General features: G+C 62.0%; 12 protein-coding genes. 7 read left to right on the top strand and 5 right to left on the bottom strand.

What is annotated here, in order from left to right; translation table 11 throughout:
* Window positions 1-3 precede the first annotated feature (3 nt).
* The 4 genes from IQ265_RS22110 to IQ265_RS22125 all read left to right on the top strand — a co-directional run bounded on the left by IQ265_RS22110 (window position 4) and on the right by IQ265_RS22125 (window position 8,079).
* Window positions 4-1,548, top strand: a complete 1,545-nt coding sequence (locus IQ265_RS22110; RefSeq protein ID WP_194057610.1) for a SagB/ThcOx family dehydrogenase — start codon at window positions 4-6, stop codon at window positions 1,546-1,548.
* A 71-nt stretch (window positions 1,549-1,619) separates the two neighbouring features.
* Entirely contained in the window at window positions 1,620-5,510 is a 3,891-nt protein-coding gene (locus tag IQ265_RS22115; protein ID WP_194057612.1) for a PAS domain-containing protein, read from the top strand.
* Window positions 5,507-5,929, top strand: coding sequence for a response regulator (locus IQ265_RS22120; protein ID WP_194057614.1), 423 nt, complete (start codon window positions 5,507-5,509; stop codon window positions 5,927-5,929). The genes IQ265_RS22115 and IQ265_RS22120 overlap by 4 nt, the downstream gene beginning before the upstream one ends.
* Window positions 5,926-8,079, top strand: coding sequence for a GGDEF domain-containing response regulator (locus IQ265_RS22125; protein WP_194057616.1), 2,154 nt, complete (start codon window positions 5,926-5,928; stop codon window positions 8,077-8,079). The genes IQ265_RS22120 and IQ265_RS22125 overlap by 4 nt, the downstream gene beginning before the upstream one ends.
* A gap of 32 nt (window positions 8,080-8,111) precedes the next feature.
* Here the strand turns inward: IQ265_RS22125 and IQ265_RS22130 are convergent, their stop codons facing one another.
* The 4 genes from IQ265_RS22130 to gcvT all read right to left on the bottom strand — a co-directional run bounded on the left by IQ265_RS22130 (window position 8,112) and on the right by gcvT (window position 12,682).
* Window positions 8,112-8,444 (bottom strand): hypothetical protein, encoded by a 333-nt coding sequence (locus IQ265_RS22130; protein ID WP_194057618.1) that lies wholly within the window; start codon window positions 8,442-8,444, stop codon window positions 8,112-8,114.
* 227 nt (window positions 8,445-8,671) lie between these two features.
* Window positions 8,672-10,720, bottom strand: a complete 2,049-nt coding sequence (locus IQ265_RS22135; protein ID WP_194057620.1) for a chromosome segregation ATPase — start codon at window positions 10,718-10,720, stop codon at window positions 8,672-8,674.
* 156 nt (window positions 10,721-10,876) lie between these two features.
* On the bottom strand, window positions 10,877-11,269 hold the full coding sequence (gene gcvH / locus IQ265_RS22140) for a glycine cleavage system protein GcvH (RefSeq protein WP_194057623.1): 393 nt from the start codon (window positions 11,267-11,269) through the stop codon (window positions 10,877-10,879).
* 315 nt (window positions 11,270-11,584) lie between these two features.
* Window positions 11,585-12,682 carry a glycine cleavage system aminomethyltransferase GcvT gene (gcvT, locus tag IQ265_RS22145; protein WP_194057625.1) on the bottom strand — a complete coding sequence of 366 codons (1,098 nt, stop codon included), beginning with the start codon at window positions 12,680-12,682 and terminating at the stop codon, window positions 11,585-11,587.
* A 243-nt stretch (window positions 12,683-12,925) separates the two neighbouring features.
* Between gcvT and IQ265_RS22150 the strand changes: the two genes are divergently transcribed.
* Window positions 12,926-13,795 carry a GGDEF domain-containing protein gene (locus IQ265_RS22150; protein WP_194057627.1) on the top strand — a complete coding sequence of 290 codons (870 nt, stop codon included), beginning with the start codon at window positions 12,926-12,928 and terminating at the stop codon, window positions 13,793-13,795.
* Window positions 13,796-13,837: 42 nt separating this feature from the next.
* Here the strand turns inward: IQ265_RS22150 and IQ265_RS22155 are convergent, their stop codons facing one another.
* On the bottom strand, window positions 13,838-15,856 hold the full coding sequence (locus tag IQ265_RS22155; protein ID WP_194057629.1) for a hypothetical protein: 2,019 nt from the start codon (window positions 15,854-15,856) through the stop codon (window positions 13,838-13,840).
* A gap of 253 nt (window positions 15,857-16,109) precedes the next feature.
* On the opposite strand from IQ265_RS22155, the gene IQ265_RS22160 reads away from it, so the two are divergent.
* Entirely contained in the window at window positions 16,110-16,823 is a 714-nt protein-coding gene (locus tag IQ265_RS22160) for a response regulator transcription factor (RefSeq protein WP_194057632.1), read from the top strand.
* Window positions 16,820-17,593 (top strand): RNA methyltransferase, encoded by a 774-nt coding sequence (locus IQ265_RS22165; RefSeq protein ID WP_194057634.1) that lies wholly within the window; start codon window positions 16,820-16,822, stop codon window positions 17,591-17,593. The genes IQ265_RS22160 and IQ265_RS22165 overlap by 4 nt, the downstream gene beginning before the upstream one ends.
* The last annotated feature ends 3 nt before the right edge of the window (window positions 17,594-17,596 follow it).

Raw genomic sequence — 17,596 nt, forward strand, 5'->3', positions numbered from 1 at the left:
GCCATGCCCGACGCTCTGGTTTCTATCGCTCAGCACTACCACAGCCGTACCAAGTACGACCCCAAGACCCTGGCCGCCCAGGCCCGTCCCCTCGACTACAGCCGCCAGCCCGTGACCTTTAAGACCTACCGGGTGGGGGCCGAGGTTGACCTCAAGCCCTACCTGGAGGAGGGCGGCTCTGGGTCAGGCGACAATGTGGCCGACTGGATGCGGCTGTCGCGGCTGCTGATCAATACCTACGGGCTAACGGCCAAGTTTCCCACCGAAACGGGGCAGACCTTTTACCTGCGATCGGCACCGTCGGCGGGCGGGCTATACCCGGCGGAGATCTATATTATTTCGCGCGGCACGCGGCTGCTGCCAGCGGGGCTCTACAACTACCAGGCCCGCAGCCACAGCCTCTGGCGCTACTGGGAAGACCACGTGTGGCAGGCGTTGCAGCGGGCCTGTTTTTGGCACCCCACGCTGGAGGCGACCCACCTGGCCCTGGTGGTGACGGGGGTGTTTTATCGGTCGGCCTGGCGCTACCAGGACCGGGCCTACCGGCGCATTTGTCTGGATATCGGCCACCTGTTGGGCAACCTGGAGCTGGCCAGCGCCGTGGTTGACTACCGCCCCCACCTGATTGCCAGCTTTGCCGATCGCGCCATAGCCGAGCTGCTCTACCTCGACTCCGCCGAGGAGGGTGCCTTGGCGGTGCTGCCCCTGGCCGACCTGCTGACGGTGGAGCAAAACCTGCCCTGTGCCCAGGTGGCCTTTGCCACGCCGCCCCAAACCCAGTTTTCGGCGGTGCCCGATGGCGAATTGCTAAACTACTTTCACCAGGTGACGGCGATCGCCCCCACCGCCGATGCCCCTAAGTGGGCAATGCAGCCCAGCGGCGACACCCCCCAGCCCGCCGACACCCTGGAAGATAAGTACAACCTGCCCTTTGGTCTGCGGGTGCCCACCGGCAGCGCACCCATCGATTGGGGGCCGCACCTGGAGCAGCTCGAAACCACCTTCTTCAAACGGCGATCGACGCGACGGTTCAGCGCTGGGCCGATTTCCCTGGGAGCGCTGAGGCAGCTTCTAGACTTTACCTACCAGCCCCGCCACTACCGCGACCAGGGCTTTGACCCTGCCCCCGACTACGGCGATCGCAGCCTGGTGCACACCTTTGTGGTGGCCTGCGCCATTGAGGGCCTAGACGATGGCTGCTACTACTACGCCCCCCGCAGTGAGGAGCTGCGCCAGGTGCGCTTCAAAAACTTTCGCCGCGAGCTGCACTACCTGTGCCTGGGGCAGGAGCTGGGCCGCGATGCCGCCGCCGTGGTGTTTCACACCGCCGATTTGGCCCGGGCGGTGGCGGCCTACGGCGATCGCGTCTACCGCTATCTGCACTTAGATGCCGGGCACCTGGGCCAGCGCCTAAACCTGGCCGCTGTGCGACTAGGGCTGGGGGTGAGCGGCATCGGCGGCTTCTACGACGACCAGGTCAACGAGGTACTGGGCATTCCACCCGACGAAGCGGTGATTTATATAACCACCCTGGGGCAGTCAGGGTAGTCTTAAAGGTACGTGGCTACTCCTGCACAGTAGTGGGTTGGCCGATTGCCCCATTCCAACGCCGCCTGTCTATGGCCCAGCTTTTGTCCCACACCTCGACTCACACCCAGCTTGCAGACAGCCCTTCGCCCCCTGTGCCGCCGCCTGACCCCGATCGCCTGAGCGTGCTGCTGCTGCTGGCGAGGGGCGATCGCCTCGCGCAGGCCGCCGCCGCCAACCACCTGTTTGAGGCCGACACGCTGCCCCAGGCTCTAGATCTGTGGCAAACTGCCCCCCCCGACTGGGCCGTGGTTGACCTGGCCTGGGCCGAGGGCGGTGGGCTGGCGTTTTTGGCCGCCCTGGGTGACATCTGTGCTCAGCGCCCGCTGCCGGTGGTCGTGCTGGTGGGGCCAGGCCAGGAGCGTATGGCCCTGGAGGCAATGAAGCTGGGGGCCGCCGACTACTTATTTAAGGGCGAGTTCGCCCCCGACGACCTCTGGGCCAAGCTGAGGCCACTGCCGCACCGGGCGCAGCCAACGGCTCTAGAGCAGGCTCACCAGCATTACCAAAACCTGGTCGAAAATTCTCCTGACATTGTCGAGCGGTTTGACCGCCATCTGCGCCACCTCTACGTCAGCCCGTCGCTGGCCAGGCTTACCGGGGTCGATACGGCCGCCTTTTTGGGCAAAACCTGCCGCGAGCTGAATTTAGACAGCGGCATGGTCGCCACTTGGGAGGCCGCCGCTGCCGCGCTGCTGGCTACCGGCGAAAAGCAGACGATTGAATTTACTACCCCAACCCTGATCGGGGTGCGGCACTTTGAGATGGCGATCGCCCCGGAGTGGTCAGCCACGGGTGAAGAAATAGAGTCAATTTTGTGTATTTCGCGCGATATTAGCGATCGCGTGATGGCCCAGCAGGTTCAGCAGCGGTTGCTCACCGAGGCGCAGGCGGCCCAGCGCGACGCCACGGCAGCCCGGGACCTGTTGACTCGCGTATTTGATCGCATTAACGACGGCATTATCGCCTTTGACTGCAATGCGTGCTGCGTCTACCTCAACCCCAGTGCTGAGCGCATTTTACAGCGCTCGGCGGCAGACTTAATTGGTCACAACGTCTGGGCCAAATTTCCCGAAGCGGTCGACACCTCGATCTATGAGGCTTACCATCGAGCGGTTGAGCAGCAGCAGCCCGAGGCTCTGGAGTACTACTTTCCGCCCCTGAACACCTGGTTTGAAATGCGGCTCTACCCCAATGCTGACGGGGTTACCGCCTACTTTACAGACATCAGCGATCGCAAAGTTGCCGCCGCCAGCCGCCAGCAGGCTCAGCATCTGCGCCGGGAGCTATCGCTGCTAGAGACCACCCTCGACTCTATTTTGGCCGGCTATTGGGATATCGACTGTGAGGCCAATACCGCCTACATGAGCCCTGGCCTCAAGGCCATGTTCGGCTATGCTGACCACGAACTGCCCAACCACCCCAATACCTGGCAAACCCTGATTCACCCAGACGATTTGCCCATTGCCTTGGCCAACCTGGAGCGCCACATTCAGAGCCACGGTCAGGTGCCCTACTACACCGAAGTGCGCTACCGCCACAAAAACGGCTCCACAGTGTGGATCATCTGCGCTGGCCAGGTGATCGCCTGGGATGCGGCCGGTCAGCCCCGGCGCATCGTGGGTTGCCACGTCAATATCACCCGACTCAAGCACACCGAAGCACAGCTGAGAAAAAATGAAGCCCACCTGCAAGCTGCCCAGCGCATTGGCAACCTAGGCAGTTGGGAGTTTGAGTTGGCGACTGAGCGCATTACCTGGTCTGAGCAGGTCTATCGCATTTTTGGTCTCGCCGTAGGCGAACAACTGACTAGCTGTGAGGCACTTCAGGACTACTTTCACCCCGATGACCAGGCGCGACATCATCAAACTATAGAGACGGCGATGGCCACCCATCAGCCCTTCGACGAAGAATTCCGCATTCTGCGGGCTGACGGCAGCCCTGGTCATATCCACATCAAGGGCGAAGCAGTGGTCAACGAGCTAGGCCAGCTGACCCATCTGACCGGCACCGTGCAGGACATTAGCGAGCGCAAGCAGCACGACGCTGAGGTGCAGAACCTATCGCTGCGGCTGTCCCTGGCCCTGGAGTCGGGCCGCATTGGCACCTGGAGCTGGGATCTCCAACAGGCAGTCCTATGGGATCAGCGCATGTACGAAATCTGGGGCTTAGAGAGCCTGGGCCGAGCCGTTATCTTTGACGACTGGATTGCCCGCGTACATCCCGACGATTTGCCCACCGTTGAGGCGGCTATTCACCAGGCTCTGCAAGGCAACGGGCACCTCGACATCGAGTTTCGGTTTTACCGCCCCAACGCCGAGCTGCGGTGGATACGCGCGGCGGCCATTGTGCAGGAATCGCCCGCTGGAGCGGCCCAGGCCATGGTAGGCATCAACTACGACATCACCAAGCACAAACAGGCGGCAATCGAGCTGGAGCGCCTCTCGCTGCGGCTTTCCCTGGCCCTGGAGTCGGGCCGCATTGGCAGCTGGGAAAGAATTTTAAGCACGGACGAGGTGACCTGGGACCAGTGCCTGGTTGACCTGTATGGCTTTGCTCGACTGGGCCATCAGGCCACCTACCAAGACTGGCGAGCCCAGGTCTATGCCGACGACTTGGCGTGGGTTGAAGCGGCCAACCAGGCTCTCCTCGACAGCAACACCCCCTACGATGTGGAGTTTCGCGTCTGGCGCGGCGATGGCAGCCTCGGCTGGATTCGCTCTAGTGCCCTGGTTCAGCGCGATGCCCACGCTCAGCCCGTCAGCATCATCGGCATTAACTACGATATTACCGACCAGAAACAGGCCGCCGCTGAGCTGCAGAATCTCTCGGCCCGGTTAGCCCTGGCCCTGGAGTCGGGGGGCTTTGGCTGTTGGGAATGGGATGTCGCCACCAATGCGATCAACTGGGATCAGCGTCTGATTGAGCTATACGGCTTTGAGGAGGGGCGGCCCAACACTTACCAGGACTGGTGCAGCCGGGTCTACAACGACGACCTGCAGGCGGTAGAAGCGGCTCTCCAGGCTGCTCTCGCCACCGATGCCCCCTACGACAGTGAGTTTCGCATCTATCGCAGCGACGGCGAATTGCGCTGGATTAAGGCCAGCGCGCTGGTCTATCGCACCCCCGAGGGGCAGCCCCTGAGCATGGTTGGCATCAACTACGACATCACTGAGAAGAAGCGGGCCGAGCTGCAGATTTTGCGCACCACGGCCCAGCTTGAAGCCTCGAACCGCGAGCTAGAGGCCTTTGCCTACTCGGTTTCCCACGATCTGCGAGCTCCGCTGCGGGCGATCGACGGCTTTAGTCGCGCCCTGCTCGAAGACTACGGCGACCAGTTTGATCAGGAGGGGCAGGACTATTTCGATCGCATTCGTCACAATGTCGGCCGCATGGGCCAGCTGATTGACGACCTGCTGCGGCTGTCGCGGGTGTCGCGCCAGGCGATGACCTACGAGACGGTAAACCTCAGCACCCTGGTGCAGGAGCAGATCGACGCGCTGCGATCGGCTGACCCCGATCGCAGCGTTACCGTCACCATTGCCCCCAGCATTGCCGTCAGCGCCGACCCCACCCTGATGCAGGTCGCGATCGCCAACCTGGTGCAAAACGCCTGGAAGTTCACCAGCCACCGCCCCAGTGCCTGCCTTGACTTTGGCGTGGTGGTGCAGGGGGGCGAGCCAGTTTACTACCTGCGCGACAACGGGGCCGGCTTTGATATGGCCTACGCCGACAAGCTGTTTGGGGTGTTTCAGCGGCTGCACAACACCCATGAGTTCCCGGGCACCGGCATTGGTCTGGCCACGGTGCAGCGGGCCATTCACCGCCAGGGGGGGCGGGTGTGGGCCAAGGCCGCCGTAGACCAGGGGGCCGTGTTCTACTTCACGCTCCCCCGTGCCTCGGGGGCAGAGGGGCCGCCATGACGCCAGTGCGCTCTATTTTGCTGGTCGAAGACAACCCCGACGACGAGCGGCTCACCCTGCGCGCCCTGCGCCGGGGCCACTTGGCCAACCCAATTGTGGTGGCTCGCAACGGCGAAGAGGCCCTGCAGCAGGTGTTTGGCTCTGGCCCGCTGCCCTGCGTGGTGCTGCTCGATCTCAAGCTGCCCAAGGTCGATGGGCTGGCGGTGCTGCGGCAAATTCGCGGCAGCGATCGCACCCGGCTGCTGCCCGTGGTGGTGCTCACCTCGTCAAGTGAAGACCGCGATATCATTGAAAGCTACAGCCTGGGGGCAAATAGCTATGTGCGCAAGCCTGTCAACATTGACGAGTTTACCGAAGCCGTGCGTCAGCTCGGCCTGTACTGGGCCTTGATCAGTGAGCTGCCACCCACTCTGCCATGACTGCCTCTGAACCCCTGCGGGCGCTAATCGTAGAAGACTCCGACGACGACCTGCTGCTGCTGTTGCGAGAGCTGCGCCGGGCTGGGTTTGCCCCCACGTGGGTTCAGGTGCAAACCGCCGCTGATTTCAGCGCCGCCCTTGACGCCCACGACTGGGATGTGGTGTTTTCTGACTATCAACTGCCTCAGTTTACCGCCCCTGTTGCCCTCGAAATCCTAAAAAACAGCCCCCATGATCTGCCCTTTATCGTCGTGTCGGGCACGGTGGGTGAGGCCACCGCCGTAGAGATGATGCGGGCCGGTGCCCACGATTACGTGATGAAGGACAACCTTTCGCGGCTGGTGGAGGCAGTGCGGCGAGAGGTGCGGGAGGCCCAAAGTCGCCGCGATCGCCGTGCCGCTCTGACTGAGCTAGAGCGCACCAAAGAACTGCTGCATTTGGCCATCGAAGGCTCCGGCATTGGCATTTGGGACTGGCAGGTGCAGACTGGGGAGGTGTGGACTAGCGATCGCTGTGCGGCCCTGATGGGCTATGTCCCCAGCGACATGGGGCCAGCCCGGATTGATACCTGGCAGCGGTTTGTTCACCCCGACGACTGGAGCCGCAAAAAGATCGCGCTACAGCGCCACTTTGAGGGCGAAACGGCCAGCTACGAATGCGAATTTCGCCTGCGCCACCGCCAGGGCCACTGGGTGTGGGTGCTCGATCGGGGCAAGGTCGTCGAGTGGGATGAGGCCTACCGCCCGCTGCGCATGAGCGGCACCTACACCGATATCACTGAGCGCCGCCTGGCCGAGGCCGAGCACCGCCGCGTCGCCGATCAGATGCTGTTTAACAGCCTTCACGACGCCCTCACCCAGCTGCCCAACCGCAACTTTCTTATGCAGCGGCTCGAGCTGGCGATTCGGCGCTGCCATCGCCAGCGTCGGCAGCAGTTCGCGGTGCTCTTTCTCGATTTAGACCACTTCAAAGTCATCAACGACAGCCTGGGGCATCTGGCGGGCGATGAGGTGCTGGTCGTGGTAGCCCAAAAGCTGCGATCGCTGATTCGCACCACTGACTTGGCCGCCCGTTTGGGGGGCGACGAGTTTGTGCTGCTGCTCGAAGACATCGGCACCATGCAAGAGCCCCTGCGCATTGCCGAGCGGCTGCTGCAGGAGATTCAAGAGCCCCTGGCGGTGGGTGGGCGCAACGTCTTTCTCAACGCCAGTGTAGGTATTGTGATGGGGGGGTGCGATTACCAAAGCCCCTCCGAACCCCTGAGAGACGCCGACATCGCCATGTATCGGGCCAAGGCCCAGGGGCGGGGCCGCTACGTGGTGTTTAACGAGTCGATGCACCTGCAAGCCCTGCAGCGGCTCCAGCTCGAACAGGAACTGCGCCATGCTATCGACCACGGCGAGCTGGTGCTCTACTATCAGCCCATTTTTCAGCTCGAAACTCGCGAAATCTCTGGCTTTGAGGCTCTGGTGCGGTGGCAGCACCCCGACCGCGGCTTCATCGCCCCCGATCACTTTATTCCCATCGCCGAAGAAACCGGGCTAATTGTACCCCTCGATCGCTGGGTGCTGAGTCAGGCGACCCGGCAGCTGGCCCTCTGGCACCAGCGCTACCCCCACCGGGCCGAGCTAACGGTGAGCATCAACTTCTCGGTCAAAGACCTGCTGCGCAGCGACCTGCTCAGCGATTTGACCAACATTTTGGCCCAAACCGGCCTGCAGGGCCACCACCTCAATCTCGAAATCACCGAAAGCACCCTGATCGAAGATATTCAGGCGATGGTCGTCATTTTGCAGCAGCTCAAGCCCTACGGGTTTACCGTCACCATCGACGACTTCGGCACCGGCTACTCCTCGCTCAGCTACCTGCACCAGCTGCCCGTCGATGCCCTCAAAATCGATCGCTCCTTCGTCATGGCGATGGAGGCCAACCGCCGCAACTCGGACATTGTCGAAACCATTATTACCCTCAGCAACCGCCTGGGTTTAGCGGCGATCGCCGAAGGGGTCGAAACCCAGGCCCAGTTTGAGCACCTCTACCACCTGGGCTGCGAACTGGCCCAGGGCTATTGGCTAGCCAGGCCCCTGCCCGCTGCCGAAGCCGATGCCCTGCTGGCCCCTATCCCGGCCCCTACGTCGGCCCCCCGCTAGCGCTGCCCGGCGGCTTTACCCCTGCCCCAGCCCTACTCAGGGAAGAAAAAGTCAGTCGGTTCTTCATCCTCTTCAGCGGCAATATAGCTGCGATAGTACTCCTCTAGATCCGCTGCGCCAATTGAGCGCTCTGAAGGGTTTTCAAAAAAACCCTTGACCTTGAGGTAGCGGCGCAGCCCCTCAGCTCCGGCGTCGTGCTGGGTGGCGGCCTTAAAGTCGTCCGGGAAGGTGTCGCTAATCTGCAACCACGCCTCTTCGAGAATGTCTTCCACGTCTTCGTTAGGGGCGCTCTCAATTAATGCCTCTAGCCCATCGAGAATGTCAATCAGCTTGAGAATCTCTGGAATTTTCTCCGAATCAGACATTGAGCCGTGCATGGATAGCGCTAAACAACCGCAAATGCTTAGAAAAATCTTAGTGGAGTATGGCCCCGATTGATCGACCGCGATCGAGACTTCAGCGGCAGGAATAGCCGAAAGCAGTAAGTATAGTCAGTTCGCCGCCCAGGTTTTCGCTAGTGACGGTTACCGCTATCCTCAGCGAACTGGCCATCGCTACAAATTACTCAGGCGTAGGTTCTAGGGCCTCTCAGTCAAGGCATGTTAATGGTGCCCTGGGGTTGGTCTTGGGCGGCGCGCCACTCGCGCAGGCGCAGTTGGGCCTGGGCATAGGCTTCGGTTTGAGCCGGTACGGCTTCGGCAATCGCGATCGCACGGCTGGGGTTGACCAGCGCTTCGGTTTCGGCCAGCCGCAAAATGTCCCAGCTCCAGCGGGTGAGGGCCTGGGTAGCCTCGGCTCGCTGGGAGCTGCCCTCGGGCACCTGCCGAGCCAGCCGCACCGCTTCGACCAGGGCGCTCACTGTGCCGGCCTGGGCGGCTTGGTAGGCTGCCTGCAGCTGCTGCTGCCCCTGGAGCTGCCCTCGCCAGGTTTGAATGCTGCTTTGAGCTTCGTCCGAAAGCGCTCGACCCGCGCCAATGCGTGAGGCGACGGCTATCGCTTCGGCCAGGCGACCCTGGGCCGCTAGCTGGCGAGCCTGGGCCAGCAGTGGCCCATCTTCGGCGCGCTGCAGGCTGCTCCGCCACTGGCCAATGTTTTCTTGGGCTTCGTCAGAAAGGGCGCGACCGGGGCCAATCTGGCGGGCGGTGGCGATTGCTCCGGCTAAGTCCCCTGTCTGAGCCTGGGCCTCGGCCTGGCTCAGAATGGGGCGGTCCTCGGTAGTTTCGATCTGGCTGCGCCAGCGACCAATTTGGGCCTCGGCGTCGGCCCAGGCGGCGTTGCTGCGCGAAATTTGCTGCGCTTCGATGATGGCGGCCTGGAGGTCGGCTGTGGTGCCGGGCAGCGCCACCTGCCGCGCCCACTCCAGCTGGGTGCGCCCCTTTACCTCCTCCTGCCAGCGGCTCATCAGGGCCTGGGCCTTGCCGTAGAGGGGGCGATCGGCGCTGACGCTCTGCAGCCGTACGATCGCCCCCTCCAGGCCGGTAATGCCACCCTGCCACGACAGCTGGCTAGCATCGATAAAGGTACGCATGTCGGCAATTTCGGCCCCCATGCCCAGCGAGTCTGGAATGGCCTCTAGCATCTGCCCTGCCGCCGTGGCATCCTGGCGATCGAGGGCAGCCTCAGCCATCTCCAGCAGGTCGCGGCCAAACTGGCGAATCACCGACTGGGCCTCGCCGTAAACCGGGCTCTGGCTGTCGATGCCCTGGGCCAGCTTGATTGCCTCCTGCATGGCCTTGAGGGTGCGCTGACGGGCCAGTTCTTTGGCTTTACCCAACGTATTGAGATCTTCGCGGGAGGCGGTAATTTTGGCCGTCAGCTCGTCGTACTTGACGGTTTCCCAGTGGGTATTGCCCACGTCGAGCAGCTGAATTGCTTTGGCAAAGGCATCCTGAAACGCCAGCGCCTTGAGGTCGGCCTCAGCCGCTTTGTAAATCGTTTCGGCCGCTTGCCAAATTTGGTTCCACTCGCCGACCTGTTCGTTGACCAGCTGGGCCGCAGCAGTGTGGTTGGGAATGCGCCGGGCGATCGCAATGGCCTCCGCCAAATCGCCTGACTGAAAGGTGGTTTCGGCCAGGTCGAGAATGTTTTCAGACCAGGTTTCGATGCGCAGATCGACCTCGCCCCGCAGCGGGTGGTCGGAGGGCAGCGACTCCAGCAGCGCGATCGCGTCTAGGTAGCCCTCCACGGTGCCCTGCTCGGCGTAGGCCTCGGCGCACTGCAGCCGGGTCGTTGCCGCTGCCGTTGGCCAAAAAATGGCCCGACAGTTGGGCAGGTTGGGAATCCGAAACAGGCTGACCGCTGACACCGCACCCACCCCCATCACCGTCACCAAAATGCCCACTGACCAAATCGGCCAGGTTTTGGCCAGGCGCTGGGTTAGAGGTGGGCGCGGCGGGCGCGGAGTGTTTTGGTCGGTGGGGCGATCGCCTAAACCATCGGGCGATTGGCTGGGGTGGTTGTCACTGTCGGCCCGCCGCCGCAGATCGGCCAGGGGGTCGTAGCGCGATGGCCCATAGGGTGAAGCGGGGCCTGACGGTGGATGTTCAAGTGCCGAAACCGGCGGCAGGGGAGTAGAACGGGCTGGCCCGGCGGGCAGCCCTCGGGGCGTCGGTCGTTCAAAGGTATCTGGATCTGAAGCCATACCCGCTGCCTGAGAGGTGAATCGCAGCTCCTCACCGACAAATTCTGCGAATCTGTGCGGCCAAGAGCGCGGCAAAAGTCAGATTTAGTATAGCCATGTCTTCACTAAACGCAATGCCCCCCGGCCTGCTCGGACCGCCCAAAGCGGGTCAAACGCCTAGCCACCCACCTGATCTTTGTACTCCTCGGCGGTGAGGGTGTCGTCGAGTTCTTCTAGATCACTGGCCTTAACTTTGACTAGCCAGCCGTCGCCGTAGGGGTCATCGCCAATTTGCTCGGGCGCTTCGATCAGAGCCTCGTTGCGCTCTAGCACCTCGCCAGAGACGGGCGACTTCAGCTCCTCTACGGCCTTCACCGACTCCACCGTGCCAAACTTTTCGCCTTTTTCCAGGCTGTCACCGATCTCGGGTAGCTCTAAAAAGACAATATCGCCCAGTTGGTCAATGGCGAAGGCGGTAATGCCCACGGTCACAATGCCCTCGTCTTCGTCGGCGCGGGCGTATTCGTGGCTGTCGAGATATTTCAGCGTTTCAGGATATTCAAATGCCATAGCGTAACCTCACATCGCCCCAGGAAAAATTATCTGTACCACAGCTATCGCGTAAAGCCGATGGAATCCAGTGCCAGTGTGCCACGAGTCGGAGGGTTTGGCGCAAGAAAGATGGGGGAGTGAACCGGAGCAATTCAAAATGAACAATTCAAAATTCAAAAAACCAGCATCGAGCATTGCACTCAGGATACTAATCCTGGCCCTAGGCACAAACTGGGGCAGCGCAACGAAGCCGCGATCGCGTCTACCACCCATCCACCCGCCTACCCATCCACCCATCCACCCGCCTACCCATCCACCCGCCTACCCATCCCCTCACTTCGCCCGATAAAAGGGCCGCTTCACCACCTTCGCAGGACGGGGTTCGCCGCGTACTTCGACCTCAAGCAGCTGGCCGACTTTAGCCAGCGGAGCGGCGACGTAGGCCAGGGCTATAGGAAGGTTGAGCGTGGGGGCCAGGGTGCCGCTGGTGACGGTGCCAACGCGATCGCCCTGGTGCAGCACTGGGTAGCCGTGGCGGGCAATGTGGCGACCCTCCATAACAAGGCCAACCAGGCGGCGGCTGACGCCCTGGGCTTTCTGGGCCTCGAGTTGCGATCGCCCGACGAAATCTCCTTTTTCGTCCAGGTGTACCAGCCAGTTCAGGCCTGCCTCCAGAGGGCTGGTGGTGTCGTCGATGTCCTGTCCGTAGAGAGCCATGGCAGCTTCGAGGCGCAGGGTATCGCGGGCACCTAGACCGCAGGGCATCGCTCCCTCAGCGCTCAGCAGTTGCCACAGGGCCAGGGCGGTGTCGGGGTCAGTCATGATCTCAAAGCCGTCTTCGCCCGTGTAGCCCGTGCGGGCAATCCAGGCCAGCTGGCCCAGCAGGGCCGTATCGCGGTGGGCAAAGCGGCCGAGCACGTCGAGGTTGTGGGGGGTGTGGGGCTGCAGCAGAGTGGCGGCAGCTGGTCCTTGAAGCGAAATCAGGGCGCGATCGCGCGACTCGTCTACCAGCTCAATGCCGGTGCCCGGCAGGTGATTTAGCAGCCAGGTTTTGTCTTTGTCGGTGGTGGCGGCATTCACAATCAGAGCGACGGTTTCAAAATCTGAGCCGGGGGGCGACTTGAGGTAGACAATCAAGTCGTCAACAATGCCGCCCTCGGGGTTGAGCAGCACGGTGTACTGAGCCTGCCCCTGACCTAGCCGTTCCAAGTTAGAGGGCACCAGCCGCTGCAGCGCCGCAATTACCCCTGGCCCTTTAAGCTCAAGCTTGCCCATGTGGGAAATATCAAATAGCCCGGCGCGATCGCGCACTGCCTGGTGCTCCTGCTTAATGCCGCCAAACTGCACCGGCATTGACCAACCGGCAAACGCGGTCATGCGCGCCTTTTGCTCAACGCAGGCCGAGTAGAGCGGAGTTTGCAGCAGAGTCATGGGCGGGAATCCTAAGGATCATCTCAGAGTGTACTGAGAAAAGCGCTGCTTTTTTAGGTTTTACACCGTTGTTAGCCCGTCTGGTTGAGGCAAAGGTAGAAGGGTTGTGGTTTACAAAACGTTACTTTGCCCTCTTAATTTGGCAACGATGACGCGGTGGTGGCGATCGGCGAGCCGATTCGTCGCGGGCTCTTGGCTGTTTCTCCTAGCTGTTCCCTGGCTGTTTCCCTGTAGTGTGTTCCCATGCTTGCTCTAATGCCCCATGGGTCCTGTTTTTTGTGGGACCCCTGGCTGACCTCCCTACACGCCATCAGCGATGGCGGGGTGCTAGTGGCCTACTTCTCGATTCCGCTGATGCTGTTGCTCAATCGGCAGCACATTGACGCGCAAATTCGCCCGGTACTGCTGTTGTTCGCGGCTTTTATCTTTAGCTGCGGCATCGGCCACGGCCTGCGGGTGTGGAATATTTGGCACGCCAGCTACTGGCTCGAAGGCGGCTGGTCGCTGCTCACCGCTACCGTCAGCTTATACACGGCCTGGCGGCTCAAGGAGTTGGTGCCCCAGCTGCTCAACACCCACCGCGACTTGGTTAGCATTCGCAGGGTGGCCGAGCACGACCCGCTAACCGGAATTGCCAATCGTCGGGGGCTAGAGGCGGCCCTGACCGCCCTGAGCTACCAGCCCAGCAGCGTAACTCATAGCCTTGTTCTGGTCGATCTCGACGGGTTCAAAGCCATTAACGACACCTACGGTCATGGGGTGGGCGACCAGTTGCTCCAGGCCGTGGCCAGGGTTTTGCACAGCCAAATTCGCGCCATCGACTTGGCCGCCCGCATCGGCGGCGACGAGTTTGTTCTGCTAATGGTGGGCTGCACCCCCCAGGAAGCCCGAGATAAGGTCGAAACGATTCGTCAGGAGATCCAAAAAGTTTCTCTCGCCGATCTGCCGCCTGGCCCAAACTATCCCTTGATTTCAGCCAGTTTTGGCATCAGCAGCTTTGACTGCGATCGCGGTTTAACCTTCAGCTATCAGCAGGCCGATGCCGCCCTCTACAGGGCTAAACACAGCGGCAAAAATCAGGTCGAGATCGCAACGTCTACCGTGGCCCAGTAGCCCAGTAAGGGCTTTGGTCCGGCTCTCGGCCAGATTCTTCACCTAGTTTCTAATGAAACCGCCCAGGTCAGGTCGATAGCGGGCTACAAAACCACCGTGGGCGTCGTAGATCGCCACCTGGCGCTCGACCTGGTGGCTGGTGGTAATAATTTGCTCGATTAGCTGTTGAGCACTGGAACTGAGCTGGTTGGTGAAGGCAAAGGTGCCGTCGGCGGCGGGGGGGGTAATGGCCTGGCGCAGGGGCTCAGCGTACTGGCTGGAGAGAATCACTCGAATCTGGCTGGGGTCKTCGCGCACGGTGCAGGGGGTGGCAGAATAGTCGCACAGCTGGGCCAGCGTGGTCGTTAGCGACTGTAGGGCGACGGCATTGCGCAGACGGGTTTGGGCGTTGGCCAGGGCGGGCTGGTAGGTCTCAAGCAGCACCGCACCTTCCTCCGCCAGAATAGTGTCAGCGGGAATTTGCTGGGCGCTGCCCACGGCCTGTCGCCACTGCTGCAGCGCCAGGGTCCATTGCCCCTTGGCCTCGTAGGCGGCGGCAGCCCGAGCGGCTTGAACCGCCTGGTGATAGTTTCTGGCTCCGGCCTCCTCGAGGGTGGCCCGGTTGGTCACCCGGTTCAGCTGCTGCTGGTAATCGTTGAGCTGGGCCTGGGCTTCGCTGTAGATCATGGTGCCCTGGGGAATCAGCGATAGGCCCTTGATGGCGGCCTGCCACTCTTTGGTGGCCAGCTGCCAGCCCGCCAGGGAGTTGGCGGTTTCCATGCGCTGGCGGGCCAAATCGCCCGTTTGAATGGCGGTGCTAAAGTTGGCCTCGGCCTCTTCTTCGGCCACAATGCGGCGACCAATGGCGCTGTAGTTAGCCCGATATTCGTACAGCTTTTGCTGGCTGTAGTCGTAGGCAGGGCTGTCGACAGGCACGCTGGCCAACCAGTCGATCGCCTGCTGCCAAAGCAGGTGTACCTTGACCCAGCGCTCGACCGGGTGGGGCGGGTTTTGGCTCAGGTTGGCGGCCTCGGTGGCGATCGCCTGCCCCTGAATAATGGCGTTGAGCGAGGCAATACTGCCCTGGTAGCGCCGCAGGTCGGCCTGAACGGCCTCATAGTGGGAGGACCAGGTGGGTACCGGCTCTAGTAAATCGATCGCGGTTTGCAGGTCTGTCTGGGCGGCGACTAGATCGTCGCCATTGGGGCTACCGACCAGAGTGGCCTGGGCCAAGTCGTAGAACTCGGTCGCCTGTTCGATGCGATCGCAGCTGCCCACCACGCAGGGCCGCGACAGGGCGTAGGCAAAGGCCCCACTGCCCACCAAAATCAGCGCCGCCAGGCCATAGCTCCAGTAGTCGCGCAGCGATCGCATCCCCAGCCCGGCCCACCGCTGCCCCCGGTGCACCCATCCCGGCTCCTTGGGGGGCTGCACGGCGGTATCGGGCAGAGCCAGGGCCGCATCGCTAAAGCCCAGCCCAGCCACCCCAGCCGTAGCGCCATCAGCGCCATCGCCGCTGGTGTCGGCAGCTGTTGCCTGGGGGGCAGCGGCGTCATGAATATCCCAATCAGCTGGATTAGCAGGCACGGGCATCGCCTCACCCGCTTCTGTGACCACTACCGGAGGCCCCGGCTGATCCAACAGTTGCTCTGGTGGCTGAACCCCCTCAGGGGCGAGCCCCTCGGCAACGGCCTCCGCCGGAAAGACGACTTTCACCGCATCCTCCGGTTGCCAGGTGAAGGTATGGATGGCGTAGGGCTGGGCCGCCGCCTTCAGCTTCAAATAGATGCGTACCGAGAGCACGCCCCCAATTGCCCAGGCGACATCGGGCAGCCCCACCGCAGGCACCAGATCGCGAAAGGCCGACTCTAGCTCCTTGAGCAAATCGTTGGGTTCGTTGACCTCGGGGGCTGCGTGCTCGGCCAGCAGCAACAGTCGCCCACCCCGCTCTGAGCAACCCAGACGGGTGAGCCCAGGGTAGAGATTGGTCTCCTTCAGATAGTTGGCAAAGGCCTGCTGAAGCGGCTCAAAGCCCACAGTAGTAGGCGACGACGTAGTGGTAGGCGACGATAGTGAGGTCATAGGGTACCGATGGATATTGCCCCAAACGTGTGATGCTCCACGTGATGCTTCAACGTGCAAACGGCCTAGCGCAGTGACCGGGTCAGCGTTTTCGGCGGCCTCAGTTAGCGGGATTGACCCAATGGTTTTTCCGCCCGTATCCTGCCCTGTCCTGTTGAAGGCCTGGCTGAAGCCCGCTTAGTGAGTATGCTAGTGCAAGGTTGATATTCTGAAACAAGATATCTTGGGGTGACGCGGGGGTGAGCAGGTCGCTGTGCTGATTCTAATTGTGGAAGACGAAGCCGAAATTGCCCGGCTCATTCGGCTCTATTTAGAAAAAGAAGGTTTTACCTGCGAAGTCTGTGAAGACGGCGAGACGGCGCTGCGCTACCAGCAGACCCTCCAGCCCGACCTCATTGTTCTAGATGTGATGCTGCCCAAGCTCGACGGGCTAGAGGTTTGCACCCGGATTCGGCAGGGGCCAGGGGCCAAAGATCCCTATATTCTCATGCTGACGGCGCGGGGCGAAGAAATCGATCGCATCATTGGTCTGTCTACCGGGGCCGACGACTACCTGGTCAAACCCTTTAGCCCCCGCGAGCTGGTGGCCCGCGTGCGCGCCCTACTGCGCCGCAGCCTGCGCCACAGCCAGGAGGCCCCCACCCAGACCTACCGCACTGCCCACTTTAGCCTCGACCTCGACCAGCGGATCGCCCACCGCCAGAGCGGCCCCGCCGATGCAGAACAGCTCGACCTAACGCCCCTGGAGTTCGATCTGCTGGCCACCTTCATGAGCTACCCCGGCCGCGTGTGGAGCCGCCAGCACTTGATCGAAAAGCTCTGGGGCGAAGACTTTTTTGGCGACGAGCGCGTGGTCGATACCCACATCGCCCGCCTGCGCAAGAAAATTGAACCCGACTCATCGCAGCCCACCTACGTCAAGACTGTGACCGGGGTAGGGTATCGGTTTGAGGATGAGGCGCTTTGAGCTGGCAGCTCGATCACATCCGCATTGTCCTGGTTGAGCCAGCGGGGCCGTTGAACGTGGGTGCGGCAGCTCGGGTGATGAAAAACATGGGCCTGCGGCACCTGGTGCTGGTAAATCCGCAGTGTGAGCCTGGGGATGAGGCGGCGCGACGTATGGCGGTGCACGGAGACGATGTGCTGGCGGCGGCAACCGTTGTGGCTACCCTGCCCGAGGCGCTGGTGGGATGTGAGCGGGCGATCGCCACGACCGGCCGTCTGCACCGCCAAGACCAGCCGCTGGAGCTGCCCGAGGTGGCGCTGCCCTGGCTGCTGCCCCCCGAGCCAGAAAAGCGCTTTGCCGCCGCCCTAATTTTTGGCCCCGAAGATCGCGGCCTGAGCAACGATGAGCTGATCTACGCCCAGCGCTGGGTGCGGATTCCGGCCAGCGATCGCTATCCGTCTCTCAATTTGGCCCAGGCGGTGGCGGTGTGCAGCTACCTGCTGCATCGCTATGCCCTGGCTGGTGCGCTAGAGGCCGCCTTTCCCGCAGTAGAAACAGCCGCCGTGGCGGGCCATTCGGCCTCCCTCGATCAGTTAGAGGGGTTTTATCGAGATTTAGAAATCGTTTTGCTGAAAATCGGTTATCTTTACCCCCATACCGCCGCCAGCCGGATGGCAAAACTGCGGCGATTGCTGCATCGAGCTGGGCCAGATAGTAAAGAATTGGCTATGCTTAGGGGCATTCTGCGGCAGGTTAGCTGGGCCGTAGACAATGCCCCCGGCCAAAGCTAAGCC

This window comes from Nodosilinea sp. LEGE 06152 (genome assembly GCF_015207525.1).
In the GTDB taxonomy this organism is placed as follows: domain Bacteria; phylum Cyanobacteriota; class Cyanobacteriia; order Phormidesmidales; family Phormidesmidaceae; genus Nodosilinea.